The organism is Alienimonas californiensis (assembly GCF_007743815.1).
GTDB classification, from domain to species: domain Bacteria; phylum Planctomycetota; class Planctomycetia; order Planctomycetales; family Planctomycetaceae; genus Alienimonas; species Alienimonas californiensis.
The window spans coordinates 3,355,482-3,373,286 of the sequence record NZ_CP036265.1 but is presented as its reverse complement, the minus strand read 5'-3'; the positions used below and the strand labels follow the sequence as shown (position 1 = coordinate 3,373,286).

General features: G+C 70.9%; 15 protein-coding genes. 14 read left to right on the top strand and 1 reads right to left on the bottom strand.

The features are described 5' to 3' along the window. Window positions 1-544: 544 nt before the first annotated feature. The 8 genes from CA12_RS22130 to CA12_RS22540 all read left to right on the top strand — a co-directional run bounded on the left by CA12_RS22130 (window position 545) and on the right by CA12_RS22540 (window position 7,696). Window positions 545-940, top strand: coding sequence for a hypothetical protein (locus CA12_RS22130; RefSeq protein ID WP_165700741.1), 396 nt, complete (start codon window positions 545-547; stop codon window positions 938-940). A 206-nt stretch (window positions 941-1,146) separates the two neighbouring features. Further along, entirely contained in the window at window positions 1,147-1,536 is a 390-nt protein-coding gene (locus tag CA12_RS13265; RefSeq protein ID WP_207621978.1) for a heavy-metal-associated domain-containing protein, read from the top strand. A 92-nt stretch (window positions 1,537-1,628) separates the two neighbouring features. Next, window positions 1,629-2,789 (top strand): ABC transporter permease, encoded by a 1,161-nt coding sequence (locus tag CA12_RS13260; RefSeq protein WP_145359397.1) that lies wholly within the window; start codon window positions 1,629-1,631, stop codon window positions 2,787-2,789. Window positions 2,790-2,884: 95 nt separating this feature from the next. Then, window positions 2,885-3,418 (top strand): hypothetical protein, encoded by a 534-nt coding sequence (locus CA12_RS13255; RefSeq protein ID WP_145359395.1) that lies wholly within the window; start codon window positions 2,885-2,887, stop codon window positions 3,416-3,418. A gap of 75 nt (window positions 3,419-3,493) precedes the next feature. After that, the gene (locus tag CA12_RS13250) at window positions 3,494-5,071 is read left to right on the top strand and encodes an efflux RND transporter periplasmic adaptor subunit (RefSeq protein ID WP_145359393.1); all 1,578 of its coding nucleotides are present in this window, start codon (window positions 3,494-3,496) and stop codon (window positions 5,069-5,071) included. A gap of 61 nt (window positions 5,072-5,132) precedes the next feature. Next, window positions 5,133-5,858 carry an ABC transporter ATP-binding protein gene (locus CA12_RS13245; RefSeq protein WP_145359391.1) on the top strand — a complete coding sequence of 242 codons (726 nt, stop codon included), beginning with the start codon at window positions 5,133-5,135 and terminating at the stop codon, window positions 5,856-5,858. A gap of 45 nt (window positions 5,859-5,903) precedes the next feature. Beyond that, window positions 5,904-7,046 carry an ABC transporter permease gene (locus CA12_RS13240; RefSeq protein ID WP_145359389.1) on the top strand — a complete coding sequence of 381 codons (1,143 nt, stop codon included), beginning with the start codon at window positions 5,904-5,906 and terminating at the stop codon, window positions 7,044-7,046. Window positions 7,047-7,252: 206 nt separating this feature from the next. Then, window positions 7,253-7,696, top strand: a complete 444-nt coding sequence (locus CA12_RS22540) for a hypothetical protein (RefSeq protein ID WP_207621977.1) — start codon at window positions 7,253-7,255, stop codon at window positions 7,694-7,696. A 193-nt stretch (window positions 7,697-7,889) separates the two neighbouring features. Here the strand turns inward: CA12_RS22540 and CA12_RS13230 are convergent, their stop codons facing one another. Then, a complete protein-coding gene (locus CA12_RS13230; RefSeq protein WP_145359387.1) occupies window positions 7,890-8,405 on the bottom strand; it encodes a hypothetical protein in 516 nt (171 codons plus the stop codon). A 283-nt stretch (window positions 8,406-8,688) separates the two neighbouring features. Between CA12_RS13230 and CA12_RS13225 the strand changes: the two genes are divergently transcribed. From CA12_RS13225 to CA12_RS13200, 6 genes are all read left to right on the top strand, one after another. Next, window positions 8,689-10,359: a TolC family protein gene (locus tag CA12_RS13225; RefSeq protein ID WP_145359385.1), complete on the top strand. Its 1,671-nt coding sequence runs from the start codon at window positions 8,689-8,691 to the stop codon at window positions 10,357-10,359. A gap of 577 nt (window positions 10,360-10,936) precedes the next feature. Next, window positions 10,937-12,604 (top strand): efflux RND transporter periplasmic adaptor subunit, encoded by a 1,668-nt coding sequence (locus tag CA12_RS13220; RefSeq protein ID WP_145359383.1) that lies wholly within the window; start codon window positions 10,937-10,939, stop codon window positions 12,602-12,604. Window positions 12,605-12,661: 57 nt separating this feature from the next. Continuing rightward, a complete protein-coding gene (locus CA12_RS13215) occupies window positions 12,662-15,916 on the top strand; it encodes an efflux RND transporter permease subunit (RefSeq protein ID WP_145359381.1) in 3,255 nt (1,084 codons plus the stop codon). A 3-nt stretch (window positions 15,917-15,919) separates the two neighbouring features. Then, entirely contained in the window at window positions 15,920-16,279 is a 360-nt protein-coding gene (locus tag CA12_RS13210) for an RND transporter (protein ID WP_145359379.1), read from the top strand. 194 nt (window positions 16,280-16,473) lie between these two features. After that, window positions 16,474-17,076: a cation diffusion facilitator family transporter gene (locus CA12_RS13205; protein WP_145359378.1), complete on the top strand. Its 603-nt coding sequence runs from the start codon at window positions 16,474-16,476 to the stop codon at window positions 17,074-17,076. Between the two features lie 132 nt (window positions 17,077-17,208). Further along, window positions 17,209-17,676 (top strand): hypothetical protein, encoded by a 468-nt coding sequence (locus tag CA12_RS13200; protein ID WP_145359376.1) that lies wholly within the window; start codon window positions 17,209-17,211, stop codon window positions 17,674-17,676. Window positions 17,677-17,805 lie beyond the last annotated feature (129 nt).

Here is a 17,805-nt window from a genome sequence, read left to right as displayed (position 1 = left end):
CTCCGATCTGGAGGAGCGCGTGGCGAAGTTCGATCACGCGGGGACAGCGGGGCGAACGCCGCCGCCGAGAGATCGAGCCCAACCGCACGGGATCAAGCTGTCAAGCGGTTTTCGATGCGTTCCTGCAAAGAGGGTCTGGACAGTCCTTCCTCCCATCGGACCCCGTCCCCACCATCGCCGACCGACAGCCTTCCACTGCGGTCGTTCGGCGGCTTCCGCGGCGATCCATCGAGGGCGAACGTCGAAGGCCGTCGCCTCTCGTTCGTCGGTCAGGCTCACGCTGACGGCGTTCGCCGCAGCGTTTCGCCCCAGCCGATCGTCCGCTCGACGCTCCAGCAAACCAGGCGCGATAATCCGTCGTGAACATTTAAGTCGCAAAGATTTCTTATAGACGCCGGCGTCCGTTTTAATCGCACGAAAACTACGAACGGAGGGGCGAGCGCCGGAATCGCGTGTCCGCGGACTCGCGGAAGCAGCCGACCTTGCCGGGGGCGGACGGCCTGACCTATCATCCGGCGGTCCCGTTGAGACTTTCACGGCTCGCATGTTTCGTTCGCTCGTCGCCGCCGTCACGTTGCTCGCCGTCACGGCTTGCCCGTTTCGCTGCGCGACTGGTGCGTGCGGCGAGGCGGCGGGCGAGGCGCAACGCTGTCAATGTTGCCCCGCCTCGCCAACAGAATGCGGCGACGATTCTTCGCAGCCGCTCGATGCGCCGGGCGGCGAAGGCTGTCAGTGCCAGGGCGTCTGCGGCGGGGCCGTCCTGCCGGACGCGCCGGAACTCGACGGAACTGTCGGTGCGTTTCTGCCTGGCTTAACGGCTGCGGATTGGTTGTCGAGCCCTGCCCGGGCTCGCTCGCCGCGCCGGCTGGTCCCTGACGCGGCGCCACGCCCGGTCGGCGGGGCCGCTTTGCGCATCCAGTTGTCGTCGCTGCTGAACTAACGCCGTCGGGGCGTCCCGATCCGCCCGTGTGAGGGCGCGATCCGCCCGCGACCTGTCTTCGACCGGCCCGTTCCCGCGGCCGGAGAACCGTCTCGGCCGCCCTTCGAAGGGCTGCCGGATTTCCGGGACGTCGTCCGTCCCGTTCGCGTCGACGCTGCGCCCGCGCACGCCGACATTCTTGTCCCCGTACTGAAAGGACTCAGACCATGCGTCGTTCCCCCCAAACCGCCAGCGCCCTGCGCGGATTCGCCATGTTGACCGCCGCCGCGGTCGCCGCCGCCGCCGCCCCCGCCGTCGCGGGGGATCAACCGTCGGCTCCCGACGCGACCCGCGGCGCCCTGGACCGCACCGCGACGGTGATCACCGTCAGCGAGATGTGCGGCGGGTGCGTGAAGCGGATCGAGGCGAAGCTGAAGCCCGTGGACGGCATTGCCAAAGTGCAGTGCGACATCGAGAAGCAGACCGTCACCGTGCTGCCCGAGTCCGGGCTGAAACTCTCGCCCAAGTGGCTGTGGGAGGCGATGGAGTCGATCGGCAAGACGCCCAAGCGGCTCGCCGGGCCCAGCGGCGTGTTCACGGAGAAGCCGAAGCGCTGAGTCGTCGGGAGACGGGGCGGGACTGCACGGTCCCGCCCCGCGTCTCCGTCCCCTGTCGTGATCCGCACCTCCCCCTGAATCCAAATGGCTCCATGACCCTCCGCCTGCTCCCCTGGGATTACGGCATCCGCAATCTGGCCCGGCGGCCGGTGCGCAGCCTGTTGACGCTGGTCGCGCTGGCCACCGTCGTGCTGCTCATGCTGGTCGTCGTGGGCTTCATCCGCGGACTGGAGACGTCGCTGGCCGTCAGCGGCGACCCGGACGTGGTCCTCGTGTATTCGCTGGGGGCGGAGGAGAACATTGAGAACTCCGCCGTCCCGGCCCGCACGACGGGCGTCGTGGAGGCGAGCCTCAGCGGCATTCGACATCGCTCCGGCATCGCGTACGTCTCGCCGGAACTGTATTTCGGCACCCGGGTCGGCGGCGCCGAGACGGCGTCGCTGGGGTTGGTCCGGGGGGTCACGCCCTCCGCTTCGCTCGTGCGCCGGGCCGTGCGGATCACCTCCGGCAAGTGGCCGGGGCCGGGCGAAGTGCTCGCCGGGCGGCTGGCCTACGCCAAGCTCGGCGTGCCCGCCGACGCGCTGAAGCCCGGCTCGACGGTGACGTTCGAGAACCGCGACTGGACGGTCAGCGGCACGTTCTCCGCGGGCGGGTCGGCGTTCGAATCGGAGCTCTGGTGTCGCCTGCCGGACCTGCAATCCGCCCTCAAACGGCAGGACATCGGTCTGGTGGCCCTCACCCTCGCCCCCGACGGCTCCGCCGGGGAGATCGATCTGTTCGCCAAGCAGCGGAAGGATCTCGAAATCACCTCCGTCTCCGAAACCGCGTACTACGGGGCGATGCAAACGCACTACAAGCCGGTGCGGATTCTCGCCTGGGCGGTGGTGGCGCTGGTCGCCGGCGCCGGGGCGTTCGCCGGGCTGAATATGATGTACGGAGCCGTCGCTGGACGGACCCGGGAGATCGCCGCCCTGCGGGCGATCGGCTTCCGTCGCCGGGCCGTGTTGCTGAGCCTCGTGCAGGAGGGGCTCGTGCTCGCCGCCGCCGCCTCGCTGCTGGCGGGGACGGCGTCGCTGCTATTGATCAACGGACTGTCCGTGCGGTTCACGATGGGCGCCTTCGCCCTGCGGGTGGACGGCATGACGCTGCTGATCGGCTGCGGCGTGGGTCTGCTGCTCGGCGCCGCGGGGGCCGTCCCGCCGGCCCTCAAGGCCCTGCGTCGCCCGATCGCGGAGAGCCTCAAAGCGATTTGAACCCCTTTTTCTGACCTTCACGGGTCGGCCCGGAGGCCGACCCGCTTCCCCGCCGCCATGTGCGGCTTCCCCCCCTCCCTCCAGGAGACTCTTCGATGCTGAATCTCACCCATCATGCCGCCGCGGTCGGTGCCCTGTCCGTCGCGCTGCTCGCCGTCGGCTGCGGCGCCCCGGACGGGGACGCGACCGTGACCGACGCCGCTTCCCCGACCGTGCAGAACGCCGCCTACCTCGCCACGACCGAACCGGAGGGCGCGAAGGGCGTCGGAGCGGTGAAGGAGTCCGTGAAGGACGGCGACGAAGTGACCGTCGTCGGCCTGATCGGCGGCGATTCCGCCCCGTTCGTGGACGGGCTGGCGGCGTTTACGATCGTCGACCCCAAGGTGCCCTACTGCGCCGACGACGAAGGCTGCCCGACGCCGTGGGACTACTGCTGCCAGCAGGACAAGGTGCCGGCGAACTCCGCCACGGTGAAGCTGGTCGACGCCGAGGGCAAGTTGGTCGCGGAGGGCGCCCGCGATTTATTGGGCGTGAAAGAACTGGCCGAGGTCGTCGTCCGCGGCACCGCGGAGAAGGACGACGCCGGCAACCTCAGCGTGCTCGCCCGGCAGGTGTACGTGCGGAAGTAACCGCGTCCTTCGTTTCCCGGGCGGGGCGACCTGAACTCCCCCGCCCGCCTTTTCCCTGAGTTTGTCCCCTGTCCCATGAGCGTCGAGACCGCCGACCCGCCCGCTGAGCCGCGGCTCGATCTGAGCCGTCTGGCCTTCGACCGCACCCCCGTCAAAGCCGCGGCGAAGCCGAAGCGGCGGCAGAGCCGCGGTCGCCTGCTGGCCCGCGTCGTGCTGCCGGCGGTGGTCCTCGGCGGGTTCCTCGCCATGACCGGCTGGGCCGCCCGCGATCTGTGGCGGACGGCGAAGCCGGTCACGGTCGTCCCGGTGGTGGTTCGGCAGGCGGAGGTCCGGCGGGCCGGCACGCCGCTGTTTCAGGCGGCCGGCTGGGTCGAACCGCGACCGACGCCGACCTACGTCTCCGCGCTCAGCAGCGGGGTCGTGGAGGAGTTGCTGGTCGTCGCGGGACAGGAGGTGGACGCCGGGGAGGTGGTCGCGCGGCTGGTCTCCGCGGACAGCGAACTCGCCGTGCGGCAGGCGGAGGCGGACCTGAGTCTCGCCGAGGCCGACTTCGCCGGCGCCGAGGCGGAACGCACGGCGGCGGAGCAGCTGTTCCAGCAGCCGTTCGCCCGGCGGGCGGCGCTGGCCGAGGCGGACGCGGCCCTCGCCGAGGTGGACGGGGAACGGGCGGCGCTGCCGGGCCGGCTCGCCGCCGCCGAGGCGCGGCTGCGGTTCGCGGAGCAGAACCGCGACGGCCGCCGCGCCGCCCGGGGTTCGGTCTCCGGCCGTCTGTTACAGGAAGCCGAGAGCGGAGCCGACCGGGCCGCCGCCGAACTGTCGGAACTGCGCAGTCTGCAAACCTCATTGCCGAAGCGGGCGGAAGCCCTCCGTCGTCGCCGCGACGCGCTGGCCGAACAAACGGAATTGCGGATCGAGGAATCCAATCGGGTCGCCGCCGCCGAGGCGGAGGTCCGGGCCGCCGAGGCCCGTCGTCGGCAGGCGGAGGTCGCGCTGGAGGTCGCCCGGCTGCGGCTGGACCGGATGACGTTGCGGGCGCCCGCCGACGGCCGCGTGCTGGCCGTGCTGGCGCCGCCCGGTTCGTTCGTCACCGGGCAGGAGGCGCAGTCCAATCCGGAGGGCTCCGCCGTCGTGAGCCTGTACGACCCGGCGATGTTGCAGGTGCGGGCCGACGTGCGGCTGGAGGACGTCCCCCGGGTCGTCCGCGGGCAGCCGGTGACAGTGGAAACCGCGGCCGCGGACGAACCGATCGCCGGCCGCGTGCTGGAGACGACCTCCGCGGCGAACGTGCAGAAGAACACGCTCGAAGTGAAGGTCGCCCTCGACAGCCCGCCGCCGGCCGTGCGGCCGGAAATGCTGGTCAAAGCGACGTTCCTCGCCCCCCCGACCGACGAGGAACCCGTCGGCGAGGAGCAGCGGGAACGCCTGCTCGTCCCCCGGCGCCTGGTCGAGGGCGAGGGAGAGGCGAGAACCGTCTGGATCGCCGGGGCGGACGGCGTCGCCCGCCGGCAGGCCGTCACCCTCGGGGACGCCGGCACGGAGGACCTGATCGAAGTTACGGACGGCCTCCGCCCCACCGACAAACTGCTCGTCGCCGGCCGCGAGGGGCTGGAGGACGGCGACCGCATCGAGATTACCGGCGAGGACGCCGGCTGACCGGCCGCCGGCGCTCCTCATTGACTCCCCAATAAATTCCTACCAACGACGAGGCGAGACGATGGCTTTGGTCGAAGTTCGCGGTCTGAAGAAGGCGTTCAAAAAGGGCGGCGAAACCGTCACCCCGCTGGACGAGGTCGATCTGGACATTCATGAGGGCGATTTCGTCTCCATGATGGGCCCCAGCGGCACCGGCAAGAGCACGCTGCTGAACGCCGTCGCCGGGATCGACCGGCCGGACGCCGGCACGATCACCGTCGCCGGCACGGAGATCACCGCGATGTCCCGCACCAAGCTGGCCGACTGGCGGGCCGCCCACCTCGGCTACATCTTTCAAACGCACAACCTCGTGCCGGTGCTGACGGCCTACGAGAACGTCGAACTGCCCACGCTGCTGGCCCCGCTCTCCCGCTCTGAGCGGCGGGACCGGGTCGAACTGGCGCTGGAGGCGGTCGGCCTGACCGACCGGGCCGACCACCTGCCGCGGCAGATGTCCGGCGGACAGGAACAGCGGGTGGGCATCGCCCGGGCGATCGTGATGAACCCCACGCTCGTCGTCGCCGACGAACCCACCGGCAGCCTCGACGCGGCGACCAGCGAGCAGATTCAAATCCTGCTCGTCCGTCTGAACGAAGAGTTGGGCATGACGCTGCTGATGGTCACGCACGACTCCGCGGTCGCGGATCTCGCCGGTCGCCGGTTGCGACTGGACGGCGGACAGATCGTCGAATTGAACGACGGCGCCGACGCGGCCCGCAACGGCCGTTCGCTCGCCGTCGCCGGCTAGAGTCGCCCCCGTTCCCAGCCCCGCCCGCCGAACCGAAACCGCCCGATGCTCAAGTTTCTCCCCTACGTCTTCAAAGGCCTCTGGCGCCACGGGATGCGCACGTTCCTCACCGCCGGCGGGGCGGCGGTGGCGCTGTTCGTGTTCTGCTTCGTCGCCTCCGTGCAGGAGGGCCTGAACCGACTGACCGCCGGCGGGGACGCCGATCGCACGCTGATCGTCTTTCAGGAGAACCGTTTCTGTCCGACCAGCAGCAAGCTGCCGGAGGACTATGCCCGCACGATTCGCGAGGTCCCCGGCGTGCGGGGGGTGATGCCCTTGCAGGTCTGGACGAATAACTGCCGGGCGAGCCTGGACATCGTCGTCTTCAACGGGGCCGATCCGAAGCAACTGCGGGAGAACCGCGGGCTGACGTTAACCTCCGGCGACTGGGCGGCGTTCGAGAGCCGCCGGGACGCCGCGCTGGTGGGCCAGTCGCTGGCCCGACGGCGGGGGCTGGCGGTGGGGGACACCTTTGCGATCGGGGACCTGAGCGTGCAGGTGGCCGGGGTGTTCGCGTCGCCGGTCGCGGCGGAGGAGAACGTGGCGTTCACCAGCCTCGAATTCCTCCAGTACACCCGCGGCCTCGACTCCGCCGGGCTGGTGACGATGCACGAGGTCGCCCTCGCCCCGGACGCCGACGCAGACGCCGTGGCCCGCGAGATCGACGCCGCCCTCGCCGCCGGCCCCGTCGCCACGACGACCCGCCGCAAGGGGGCCTTTCAGGCGAGCACGCTGTCGGATCTGGTGGACCTGATCGGCTTCGCCCACTGGCTGGGCTTCGCCTGCGTGGGCCTGGTGCTGGCGCTGGTGGCCACGACCACCGTGATGGCCGTGCAGGACCGGGTGAAGGAGCACGCCGTCTTGCAAACCCTCGGCGTGCGGCCGACGCGGGTGTTCGGACTGGTGGTCTGCGAAAGCCTCCTGATCTGCCTGCTCGGCGGATTGGTCGGCACGGCGGCGGCGACGGCAATCCTGGCGTTCGGCGGGCTGGCCGTGGGCGCCGAGGGGGTGACGATCGCCTTCCGCCCCTCCCTCTCGCTGGTGCTGACCGCCGCGGGGGTCTCGGCCGCCGTGGGCCTGCTGGCCGGGGTTATTCCCGCGTGGCATGCGGCCCGGACGAATATCGTCGCCGCACTGAACGCGGCGTGAGCGGGTCCGGCCGGGTCACCGCAGCATTTCCGTCGTCAATATGACAACGCCTGATCGCCTCCGCGACACTCTCCGTTGCCCGCAGCGAGCGTTCTCACCCCTATCGGGACAGCGTTCGCAGGCTGAAAGTTGGCGCGCGACGATTGGCACGGCGAATGCAACCTAATAGAGCGTTGATCCACTCCCAACGTTTCAGGACCGCGACAATGCTCCGCTCGACGCTCACTCTCGCCGCGACCGCCGCTCTGCTGGCCGCCGGCTCCTCCCAGGCGGACGCGGGCGATCGCTCGCGGGTCTCCTTCCAGCTCTCGCTCGGCAACGGCGCCGCCGCGACGTACGGCAACGGGTACGGCGGCGGCTACGGATCCGGCTACAGCTCGAACTACGGCAACTTCGGCCGCTCGAACCTCTACGGGAACAGCGGGGGCTACGGGTCGAGCTTCAGTCGCCCCCGCTTCAATAGCGGCTACGGCTCCGGCAACCAGTTCGGCCGCGGCTACGGGCAGAGCGGCTACGGCAGCGGCTACGGCCTCGGGAACTCACAACACGGCTCCGGGCACTACGACTACCACGCGCCGGAGATCGTGCCCCACGGCGATCACCTCGACGTGACGCCCGGCCACTACGATTTCCATCAGAGCCATCGCTGAACCGAGGAACGTCGGCCCGACGCCCTGCGGTTCGGACCGCCTCCCCCGGGTCCGAACCGCCCCCGCGTCGCGGCGGCGCTTCGCCGACGGAACTGGTCTGGCCTGCACAGAAAACCAGGCTCGCCCGGGGGACCGGGGAGCCTTGGCGGAGCGTTCATCGGCGGCGTCCGTGCCGGTTGGAATCTGGCGGGCGTCAGTGGGGGACGTGATGGAAGTGCGTCGTGGTGTGCGGCACCACATCAATGTGTCCGCGGTGCGGCACGGCGTCGTAGTGCGTGGTGGTGTGCGGGACGTAATGCCCGCCGAAGTGCGTCTGCTGCGGGTAGTACCGCGGCTGCACGGGGCGGTATACGCTGCCTCCGAACTGCTGCGGATAGGGCCGGTAGATCTGCCCGCCCTGTCCGAACCGGGTCGGGTATTGCACGCCCGTCCCGAAGCGCGTCGGGTAGCTCGTGCCGACTCGGTCGTAGTGGGTCGTGGTGTGCGGGACCGCGTCGTAGTGCGTGGTCGTGTGCGGCACGGCGTCCACGTGGTTGCCGTGCCGGACGTAGTCCGTGTGGGTCTGCGTGTGCGGGACCACATCGATGTGCGTCGTCGTGTGCGGGACGACGTGGCCGCCGTGGTGGTGGCCGTAGTGCTGGGCGTTCGCGACGGTCGCGGAGGCCGCCAAGCCCCCGGCGATCAGCAGCGCGGTGCGGGTGAGGTTCATGGTCTTGTCTGGGAGAGTCGTGCGGAGCGTGACCGCAGCGGTCGCGGGCGGCTGGGCAGGGAGACAGGAAGCCGAGCGGGCGCCGCCACCACTTTAGCGGGAAGCTGCATCTGTCAGGGACATCCGCTTTCAAACAGGCCGTTCGCCCGGCGAGAGGCCGGAAAGTCGTCCGCGCTTTCGCAGTCGGACCGCCCGGCCCGAGAAGCGGTTCTGCAGGCCGATCCCGTTGCGGCGGGCGTGAGGGCGGGGCCGATTCCACCGGCGTTGACGGACACGAGACCCGATGCCCCGGCACGCCGTGCGGGGCGGAGACGCCCCCATGAAGCCCCGCAAAGCCCTGCTGCCGTTCGCCCTCGTCGGCTTGGCGGGGTGCGGGACCGGCAACGTGCTGACGACCCACACGTACGAGGGGGGGAGCCCGCTCGCCTCCGGCGCCGCCGCGGGCTACGGCGTGCCCGCGGTGGCGGTCGCCGCCGCGGAACCGGCGGCGGGCGGTTCAATTCAGCCGGCGGCTTATCAGGAGGAGCCGTCCGTAGACGAGGGCAGGGACGGCCCCGTCACGCCCGATCCGTTCTCCCCGGAACGGCCGTCCAATGAATTGGCGAACGAGGCCGATAGGACAGAACCGACGAACGGGGGAGCCGGAACGGATCCGCTCGCCGCGCCCGTTCCCATACTGGTCGACGCCCCCGCGACCGGCGTGCTGCCGGACGATCACCCCCCCGGTGGGCTGACGCTGGCGGAGATCGAGGCCGCCGCCCTCTCCGCGAATCCGACGCTCCGCGGGGCGGCCGCGGCGGTGGACAAGGCCCGCGGGATCTACACCCAGGTCGGTCTCTACCCGAACCCCACCGTCGGCTACACGTCCGAGGACATCGGCGAAGACGGCTCGGCCGGGCGTCATGGCGCCTTCGCCTCCCAGACGTTCGTCACCGCCGACAAGCTGAAGCTGAACCGCGCGGTCGAGAGCTGGGAGGTCGAGGGGCTGCGTTGGCGGACCGAAGCTCAGCGGCTGCGGGTCGTCAACGGCGTGCGGCGGCAGTACTACGTCGCGTTGGGGGCCCAGCGCCGGCTGGAACTGGCGGAGGAGCTCGTGGGATTGGCCGAGGAGGGCGTCGGCGCCGCCGAGCAACTGTTCGAGGCCGGAGAGGTCGCCAGGCCGGACGTGCTCCAAGTTGAAATTCAGCTGGGCGAGGTGAATATCGTGCGGCGGGACGCGGAGCTGGAGTTCGAGGGGGCGTGGCAACGCCTGATGGCGCTGGCCGGAATGCCGAGCCGCCCCGTCGGCCGGCTGGACGGGGAGCTGGAGGGGCCGGTCGCCGAACACGACTTCGACGCCCTGTTCGCCGAACTGCTCGCCGCCAGCCCGGAATTAGCGGCGGCCCGGGCACGGGTCTCGCGGGCGCGGGCGGCGATCTGCCGGCAACAGGCCCAACCCGTCCCGAACGTACAGACCCAGGCGGCGCTGACCTACGGGTTCGGCGGGGACGAGCCGATCGGCGGGGTGCAGGTCGGCCTGCCGCTGCCGGTCTTCAACGACAATCGCGGGAACGTCGCCGCCGCCGTCGCCGACCTGCACCGGGCCACCGCCGAACTTCAACGGCTGGAACTCGACCTGCGGGCCCGGCTGGCGGACGCCCTGCGGGACTACCGCCGGGCCGGCAACCGCGTGGCCCGCTACACCGAGGACGTGCTGCCCGCCGCCCGCGAGAACCTGGCGCTGACGGAGGAGGGCTACCGGCAGGGCGAGTTCGATATCGTGCGGGTGTTCACGGCCCGGCGGAGCTTCTTCGAAGCGAACCTTGCCCGTGTCGCGGCTCTGGCCGACGCCCGCACTTCAGAGGTCGCCGTCGACGGCCTGCTGCTCGTGGACGCCCTCGGCCCGATCCCCGACGCCGGCGGGGAGAACCTGCAGGGCGTCGGCCTTCGGGATCTGGCGCTCGGCGGACAGTGATGAAGGGCAGAAAGAAGTTGGAGTTGTCCCCGCGCTGACGTCGAGTAGACTGACGAATGATTCCTTCCGCACTGCGGCCCGCGTCATCGCCCGCTTCCTGCCCACGCTGCTGACCCTGCTGTCGCTCGCCTGTCCGGCGTTCTGCGACACCGGGGTTTGCACGGGCGGGGGTCGTGAGGTCGCGCAAGAGTTCGCTCCCTGCGGCTGCCACGGCCCCGAGGGGCCCGCCCCGAGCGAACCTTGCTCCGGCGAGTGCGACGGATGCTTCTGTGAGGGGGCGTTGTCCCTCGGCGACGCCCCCGCCGTGGTGGGCGGGGGAGATTTTCTTTCCGCTTTCGCCGCCGCGGGTTGGTCGGTTCAGGCCGACCGGCGAGTCCGGGTCGCCGAGCTCCTCCCGGATCCCCCCCGGCCGTTCGGGCGGACGCCGCTGTCGGCCCACGCGGGTCTGTTGCTGTAGCGGAACCTTCTTCGCCGGCTCCCGAGCCGGCGTCGCGCGGCCTGTCGGCCCGTGCGTCTCGTCCTAGGCGTTTTCGCCCTGGGATTCCTGAAGGTTCCCCCCTCGCAATAGGTCCGTCCGATGATCGACGTCGCCGCCCCGCCGGTCGCACCGACCGAAACGCCCCGCCACCGCAACGATCGGCCCGCCGGTCCGCCCCCGACGCCCGAACCGTCGCCCGCGAAAGCGACGCCCCGTGACGGCTCGCGGGCGGGGCGAGCCGCGAAAGCGTTCTTGGGGTGGGCGCCTCCCGCCCTCACCTTCGCCGCCCTCGCCGGTCTGGCGTGGTACGGGCACGAGCACGACTGGAATCTACCGACCGTCGCGGCCGCCGTCGACGCCGGGCCGGAGTGGTGCGAGCAGCACGGCGTGCCCGAGGCGGAGTGCGTCCTCTGTACGCCGGGCCTGATCGAAGACGCCCCGGACCTCACGTTCTGCAAGGTCCACGGCGTTCACAACTGCGTGCTGGACGACCCGACCCTCGCCGAGGTGCCGGGGCTCGACGATCCCGAAGTCACCGAGGCGGACCTGAACCGCGCCGCGCGGGCGTTGGCGCTGCGGCCGCGGCGGGAGAACCTGTCGCAGTCGCGGCTGCCCGGCACGCGGGTGCAGTTCGCCTCGGTCGAGGCGGCCCGCGAGGCGGGGGTGGAGGTCGAGCCGGTCTTCCGCCGGCCGGTCATGGAGTCGGTCGCCGCTCCGGCGGAGGTGCGGTACGACGCGACCCGCACCGCGCACGTCTCCCCCCCGGCCGACGGCGTGGTGCGGGCCGTGCTGGTGAAGCCCGGCGAGCAGGTCGCGGCGGGCCAGACGCTGGCCGTGATTGACTCCGAGAAGGTCGGTCGGCTCAAGGCGGAGCTGTCGTCCGCGTTGTCCGCCGAGCGCCTCGCCCGGGTCGAGCGGGACCGAATCGCCCCGCTGGTGAGCCGCGACGTCATCGCCGGCCGGCGGCTGGCGGAGGCCGACGCAGCCCTCGCCGCGGCCGGCGCCGACGTGGACCGGGCCGCCCGCGCGTTGGGCAATCTCGGGCTGACCGTCGACGCGAAGGCGCTGCGGACGTTGCCGGCGGACGAGGCGGACGCCGCGGTGCGGCGGCTCGGCGGCGGGTCGGATTCTGTCGGCGGAGCGGACGGCGACAACCTCGTCGCCGTGCCCGCCCCGCTGGCCGGGCGGATCGTCGATCTGGACGCGGTGGTCGGCGAGGTCGTCGGGCGCGGTACGCCGCTGATGACCGTCTCCGACACCTCCGCGGTCTGGGTCGACCTGCGGGTGCCGGCCGAGGAGGCAGGGTTCGCCGATCTCGGCCGCACCGTCCGCTACCGCCCGGACGGGTCTGACGAGGTCCGCGAGGGCGAAGTCGTCTGGGTCAGCTCTGACGTGGATCCGACGACCCGCACGGTGCGGGTCCGGGCCGAACTGCCGAATCCGGACGGGGCGTTGCGGAACGAGTCGTTCGGGACGGGTGAGCTGATCCTGCGGGAGGAGCCGGAGGCAATCGCCGTGCCGCACGAGGCTTTGATGTGGGACGGCGAGAACACGCTCGCGTTCGTCCGGGACGCGCGGTGGTTCGAGGAGGGCCGGCCGAAGTTCTTCGTTGCCCGATCGGTTCGCCCGGGCGTGTCGGCGGACGGCTACACGGAGGTCATCGCCGGACTGCTGCCGGGCGAGGTGGTCGCCACGGCCGGCGGGGACGTGCTGCGGGCGCAGCTGCTCAAGGGCAACCTCGGGGCGGGGTGCACGTGCGGGCACTGACCCCGCGCCCGCCGTCCGTCACCCGTCCCCCGCCCCGCACGTTCCGAGGAGCCGTCCGTGCTGACCCGCCTGATCGAACTGTCGCTGCAGCACCGCGCCGCGGTGCTGCTGGCGACGTGCGTGCTGCTCGCCGGCGGCGCCTACGCCCTGGCGAACCTGGACGTGGACGCCTTCCCGGACACCACCCCGGTGATGGTGCAGGTGAACACGACGGCCCCGGCCCTCGGGCCGGAGGAGATCGAGCGGCAGATCACCTACCCCGTCGAGCAGTCTTTGAGCGGCCTGCCGGCGTTGGTGAACGTCCGCAGCGTCTCCAAGTACGGCTTCTCGCAGGTCGTCGTCACGTTCGAGGACGGAACCGACATTTATTTCGCCCGGCAGGTCGTCGGCGAGCGGCTGGCGACCGTCGAACTGCCCGAAGGCGTCGGCCGGCCGGAGATGGGGCCGGTGGCCACGGGGCTGGGCGAGGTGTTCCACTACGTCCTCACCTACCCCGGGGTGGACTTCTCGGCCCTGCCGCCCGCGGAGCGGGAGCGGCTGTTGACCGAACTGCGGACGACCCACGACTGGGTCGTCAAACCGCAACTCCGCACCGTCCCCGGCACCGCTGAGGTGAACAGCTGGGGCGGGTTTGAGAAGCAGTTCCAGGTGAAGGTCGACCCAGCGGCGCTGGTCTCCCGCGGGCTGACGTTCGAGGCGGTCGTGGAAGCCCTGCGGAAGAATAACCGCAACGTCGGCGGCGGGAACGTGGACCGGCTGGGCGAGATGCTGCTGGTCCAGGGTCTGGGCCGGACCGAAACGATCGCCGAGATCGAGGAGGTGGTCGTCGACGCCGCGGACGGCGTGCCGGTGAAGGTGCGGGACGTGGCGGAGGTGACGGTCGGCCACGAGATTCGCCGCGGCGCCGTCACCGCCGACGGCCGCGGCGAGGCGGTGATGGGGCTGGGGTTCATGCTGATGGGCGAGAACACCCGCGACTACACCGCGGCCCTCAAGGAGAAGTTCGAGGAGGTCCGCGGGAACCTCCCGCCCGGCATGGCGTTGGTCACGATGTACGACCGCACGGAACTGGTCGACTCGGTGATCGACACGGTCCGCCGCAACCTGTTCGAGGGCGGGCTGCTGGTGGTCGCGGTGCTGTTCGTGTTCCTGGGGAACCTGCGGGCCGGGCTAATCGTGGCCCTGGCGATCCCGTTGTCGATGACGTTCGCCTTCGCCGGGATGTGGCGGTTCGGGATCGCCGCGAGCCTGCTATCGCTGGGAGCGATCGACTTCGGGCTGGTCGTGGACAGCAGCGTGGTGATGGTGGAGAACTGCGTCCGCCACCTGGCCGAAGCCCGCGGCACGAAAAACAAGCTGGCCGTCATCCGCGACGCGGCGGTGGAGGTGCGGGGGCCGACGCTGTTCGGCGAACTGATTATCGCCACCGTCTACCTGCCGATTCTCACGTTGGAGGGCATCGAGGGGAAGATGTTCCGGCCGATGGCCCTGACGGTGATCTTCGCCCTGGCCGGGTCGATGGTGCTGTCGCTCACGCTGATGCCGGTCCTCGCCAGCCTGGCGTTGTCGCGGGGCGGCTCCCACCGGGAACCGTTCGCCGTCCGCCTCCTGCACCGGCTCTACCGGCCCGTGCTGCACTTCACGATGCGACAGAAGCTGGCGGTCTCGGGGTTCGCCGCGGCCGTGCTGGCGGTGTCGTTTGGAATGATCGCCCCGAACCTCGGGACCGAGTTCATGCCGCAGCTCTCGGAGGGCGCGGTGGCGATCAACGTCGTCCGGCTGGCCGGCACGCAGACGGAGGAGTCGGTCCGCTTCAACACCCGAATGGAGCGGGCCCTGCTGGACCAGTTCCCCGACGAGATCGCCCACGTCTGGAGTCGGATCGGGTCGGCCGAGATCGCCACCGACCCGATGGGGCTGGAGCTGAGCGACGTGTTCGTCACCCTCAAGCCACGTAGCGAGTGGACGCGGGCGGCGACGCAGGGGCAACTCACCCGGCTGTTTGAGGAGGCGCTGCGAGACCTGCCGGGCCAGCGGCTGGCCTTCACCCAACCGATCAAGATGCGGCTGGACGAACTGGGCACCGGGGCGAGGGCGGACATCGCCGTGAAGGTCTACGGAGACGATTTGGACGCGCTCGCCGCGACCGCCGCCGAGGTGGAGCGGGTGCTGCGGACGGTGCCCGGATCCGCCGACGTGGGTTTCACCCAGTTGACCGGACAGCCGATGTTGGAGGTCGAGATCGACCGTGACGCGATCGCCCGCTACGGCGTGCCGGCCGCGGCGGTGCTGGACCTCGTGGAGGCGTTGGGGAACCGGCCGGTCGGCGACGTGTTCCAGGGGCAACTGCGGTTCCCGCTGACCGTCCGGCTGCCGGACGAGTACCGGGACGACCCGGAGAAGATCGAGTCGCTGCCGATCGTCACCCCACGCGGGGAGCAGATCCCGCTGGGCCGGCTGGCGGACGTGCGATTCACGACCGGCCCGAGCCAGATCGCCCGGGAGTGGGCGCAGCGGCGGGTGACGGTGAACGTGAATGTCCGCGGCCGGGACGTGGGCGGGTTCGTCGCCGAGGCTCAACGGCGGGTGGACGAAGAGGTGACGCTGCCGAGTGCCCGCTACCGCGTGGAGTTCGGCGGGCAGTTCGAGCACATGGTCCGCGCCCGCCGCCGACTGCTGATCGTGGTCCCGGTCGCGTTGGTCCTGATCGCCTCGCTGCTGTACGCGACCTACGGCAACCTGATCGACACGGTGCGGGTTTTCACCGGCATCCCGTTCGCGTGGACCGGCGGGCTGTTCGCCCTGTGGCTGCGGGGGATGCCGTTCTCGATCTCCGCGGCGGTCGGGTTCGTGGCTCTGTCCGGCGTGGCCGTGCTGGACGACATGCTGCTGGTCTCCCGCATCCGCCAACTCCGCGAGAAGGGGCTGAACTTGGAAGAGGCGGTGGAGGGCGCCGCGGTCCAGCGACTGCGGCCGATCCTGATGACGACGCTGGTGGCCGCGTTGGGCTTCCTACCGATGGCGACCAGCTCCGGCATGGGGGCGGAAGTGCAGCGGCCGCTGGCGACGGTGGTGATCGGCGGGGTGTGCAGCGCCACGGTGATGAGCCTGCTGGTCCTCCGCGTGCTCTACACGCTGTTCCCCAGCCCCGCCCCGAAGACGGACGGTTCGGCCAACGACCCCACCGTCCAAGACGAACGCGACGGCGTACACAATCACCCCGACGGACGCCGCAACGGGGAGACTTCCGCTCTGGCGGGGGCCGGCGACCGGCGGTTTTCCCATCCCTTCCCCGACGACCCGGAGGTCTAACCGATGCTGTTCCGTTTCCACGTCCCGCTCGCCGCTGTCTTGAGCGTCGGGGCCACGCTCGCCCTCACCGGCTGCGGCGCCGACGACTCGCCGGACGCGCCCGCCGCCGTCCCGATGGCCGACGCCGACCACGATCACGACGCCGACGTCGGCTGGTGGTGCGTCGAGCACGGCGTGCCGGAGGGGGAGTGCGCCCTCTGCGACGCCTCGCTGGTCGCCGACTTCAAGGAGAAGGGCGACTGGTGCGCCGAGCACGACCGGCCGGAGTCGCAGTGCTTCCTGTGCGATCCCGACCGGTTCGACCGCTTCGCCGCCCGTTACGCCGCCAAGTACGGCGAGCAGCCCCCCCGGCCGACCGAGTGACGCCCCGCGCCCGGCGCCCGGCGCCCGCGCTCGGCGGGAGGGGGCGCCGCGGCGAGTCGGCCTGTCGGCAGGACCGCATCGTCGCCTGGCGGTCCCGAACGCCTGCGCCCGGCGGAGAAACGTGCTAATGAACGCACCGGCGAAATGAGATCAAGCTGACGATTTACGAGGAACTCTTCGATGACGGTACACAGATGACGGATTGCGGCTGCCCCGCCGATCAGGCGGACACTCTCGAACGGCGGACCCTGCGCACGCTGTTGGCGATCAACGGAGTGATGTTCGTCGCCGAGGCCGGGCTGGGGTGGTGGGCCGAGTCGACCGCCCTGCTGGCCGACTCGCTGGACATGCTCGCGGACGCGGCCGTTTACGGCCTATCGCTGCGGGCGGTCGGCGGGTCGGGCCGGAGGCGGTCTCGAGCCGCGACGTTCAGCGGCGTGCTTCAGATGGTCTTGGGGGCGGGCGTGCTGCTGGAGGTCGGCCGCCGGTTCCTGTCCGGCAGCGACCCCGTCAGCACGCTGATGATGGCTGTCGGGGCGGTCGCGCTGGCCGCGAACCTCAGCTGTTTAGCCCTGCTGGCGAAGCACCGCGGCGGCGGCGTCCACATGCGGGCGTCGTGGATTTTCTCGACCAACGACGTGATCGCCAACGTCGGGGTCATCCTGTCGGGCGCGCTGGTGCTGTGGACCGGCAGCCGGTGGCCGGACCTGATCGTCGGGGCGGTCGTCGCCGTGGTGGTTCTCTGGGGCGGCGTACGAATCCTGCGAGAGGCGTGGCCGAAGGAAGAGAATCCGTGAGGCATTGGCCTCCGAGATCTGGCGCTCGGTGGGCAGTGAGCGTGAGGGTCGTGCGGATTCTTTCGATGTGGGTTCCCGGCCGCTGCGGATCTGCTAACCTGTCTCGGCAAGCCCAACGCTCGTTCTTCGCCCGTGCTCCGCCTCGTCACCCCGCTGGTCACGCTCGCCGCCGTGCTGTCGCACGCGGCGCTGGGGTGCTGCATGCATCACGCCCATGCGGGCGATCCCTGTTGCGGAGCGGAACCGACTTCGGCTCCTTGCCACGCCGCACACGCACACGGCGACGAGGCTCACGATCACGGTCACAGCCACCATGGGTCCGACCACGACCCGTCGAACGACGCCGGACATCAGCACGACGATCCGAGCCAAGACGATCCGCACCAACACGAGGGGTGCGGCGAGTCGGAGTGTTCCTGGCTGACGGCGTCCGTGGCGGCGTGCCCGGCCCTCGCGCCGGTCGGCTTTCGGCCGCTGTCGGACTTGGATCTGACGGGCGGGGTCAGCGGGGGCGGTCTCGATGCTTGGAGTCGGTCCCACCGCGACGCGGCACGCAGCGGTCCGGGCGACCGCTTGCGCACGCGGGTCTTTTTGCTGTAACTGACGTCTGCGCCGGCCGCGCTCGCGCGGCGGCTCCGCAGCCTGACGGCTGCCTCGCTTCTCTTCCCGGTCTGACGCCGGGTCCCCGCACGTCCCGGTCGTCCGAACGGCTTCGCGCCGTCCCGTGAC

Bases quoted from the DNA above. Each gene is read 5' to 3' on its own strand.
- CA12_RS13265 (WP_207621978.1), top strand. From the start codon at position 1,147: ATGCGTCGTTCCCCCCAAACCGCCAGCGCCCTGCGCGGATTCGCCATG.
- CA12_RS13210 (WP_145359379.1), top strand. From the start codon at position 15,920: ATGCTGTTCCGTTTCCACGTCCCGCTCGCCGCTGTCTTGAGCGTCGGG.
- CA12_RS22540 (WP_207621977.1), top strand. From the start codon at position 7,253: ATGCTCCGCTCGACGCTCACTCTCGCCGCGACCGCCGCTCTGCTGGCC.
- CA12_RS13230 (WP_145359387.1), bottom strand. From the start codon at position 8,405: ATGAACCTCACCCGCACCGCGCTGCTGATCGCCGGGGGCTTGGCGGCC.
- CA12_RS13250 (WP_145359393.1), top strand. From the start codon at position 3,494: ATGAGCGTCGAGACCGCCGACCCGCCCGCTGAGCCGCGGCTCGATCTG.
- CA12_RS13255 (WP_145359395.1), top strand. From the start codon at position 2,885: ATGCTGAATCTCACCCATCATGCCGCCGCGGTCGGTGCCCTGTCCGTC.
- CA12_RS13205 (WP_145359378.1), top strand. From the start codon at position 16,474: ATGACGGATTGCGGCTGCCCCGCCGATCAGGCGGACACTCTCGAACGG.
- CA12_RS13220 (WP_145359383.1), top strand. From the start codon at position 10,937: ATGATCGACGTCGCCGCCCCGCCGGTCGCACCGACCGAAACGCCCCGC.
- CA12_RS13260 (WP_145359397.1), top strand. From the start codon at position 1,629: ATGACCCTCCGCCTGCTCCCCTGGGATTACGGCATCCGCAATCTGGCC.
- CA12_RS13245 (WP_145359391.1), top strand. From the start codon at position 5,133: ATGGCTTTGGTCGAAGTTCGCGGTCTGAAGAAGGCGTTCAAAAAGGGC.
- CA12_RS22130 (WP_165700741.1), top strand. From the start codon at position 545: ATGTTTCGTTCGCTCGTCGCCGCCGTCACGTTGCTCGCCGTCACGGCT.
- CA12_RS13225 (WP_145359385.1), top strand. From the start codon at position 8,689: ATGCCCCGGCACGCCGTGCGGGGCGGAGACGCCCCCATGAAGCCCCGC.
- CA12_RS13240 (WP_145359389.1), top strand. From the start codon at position 5,904: ATGCTCAAGTTTCTCCCCTACGTCTTCAAAGGCCTCTGGCGCCACGGG.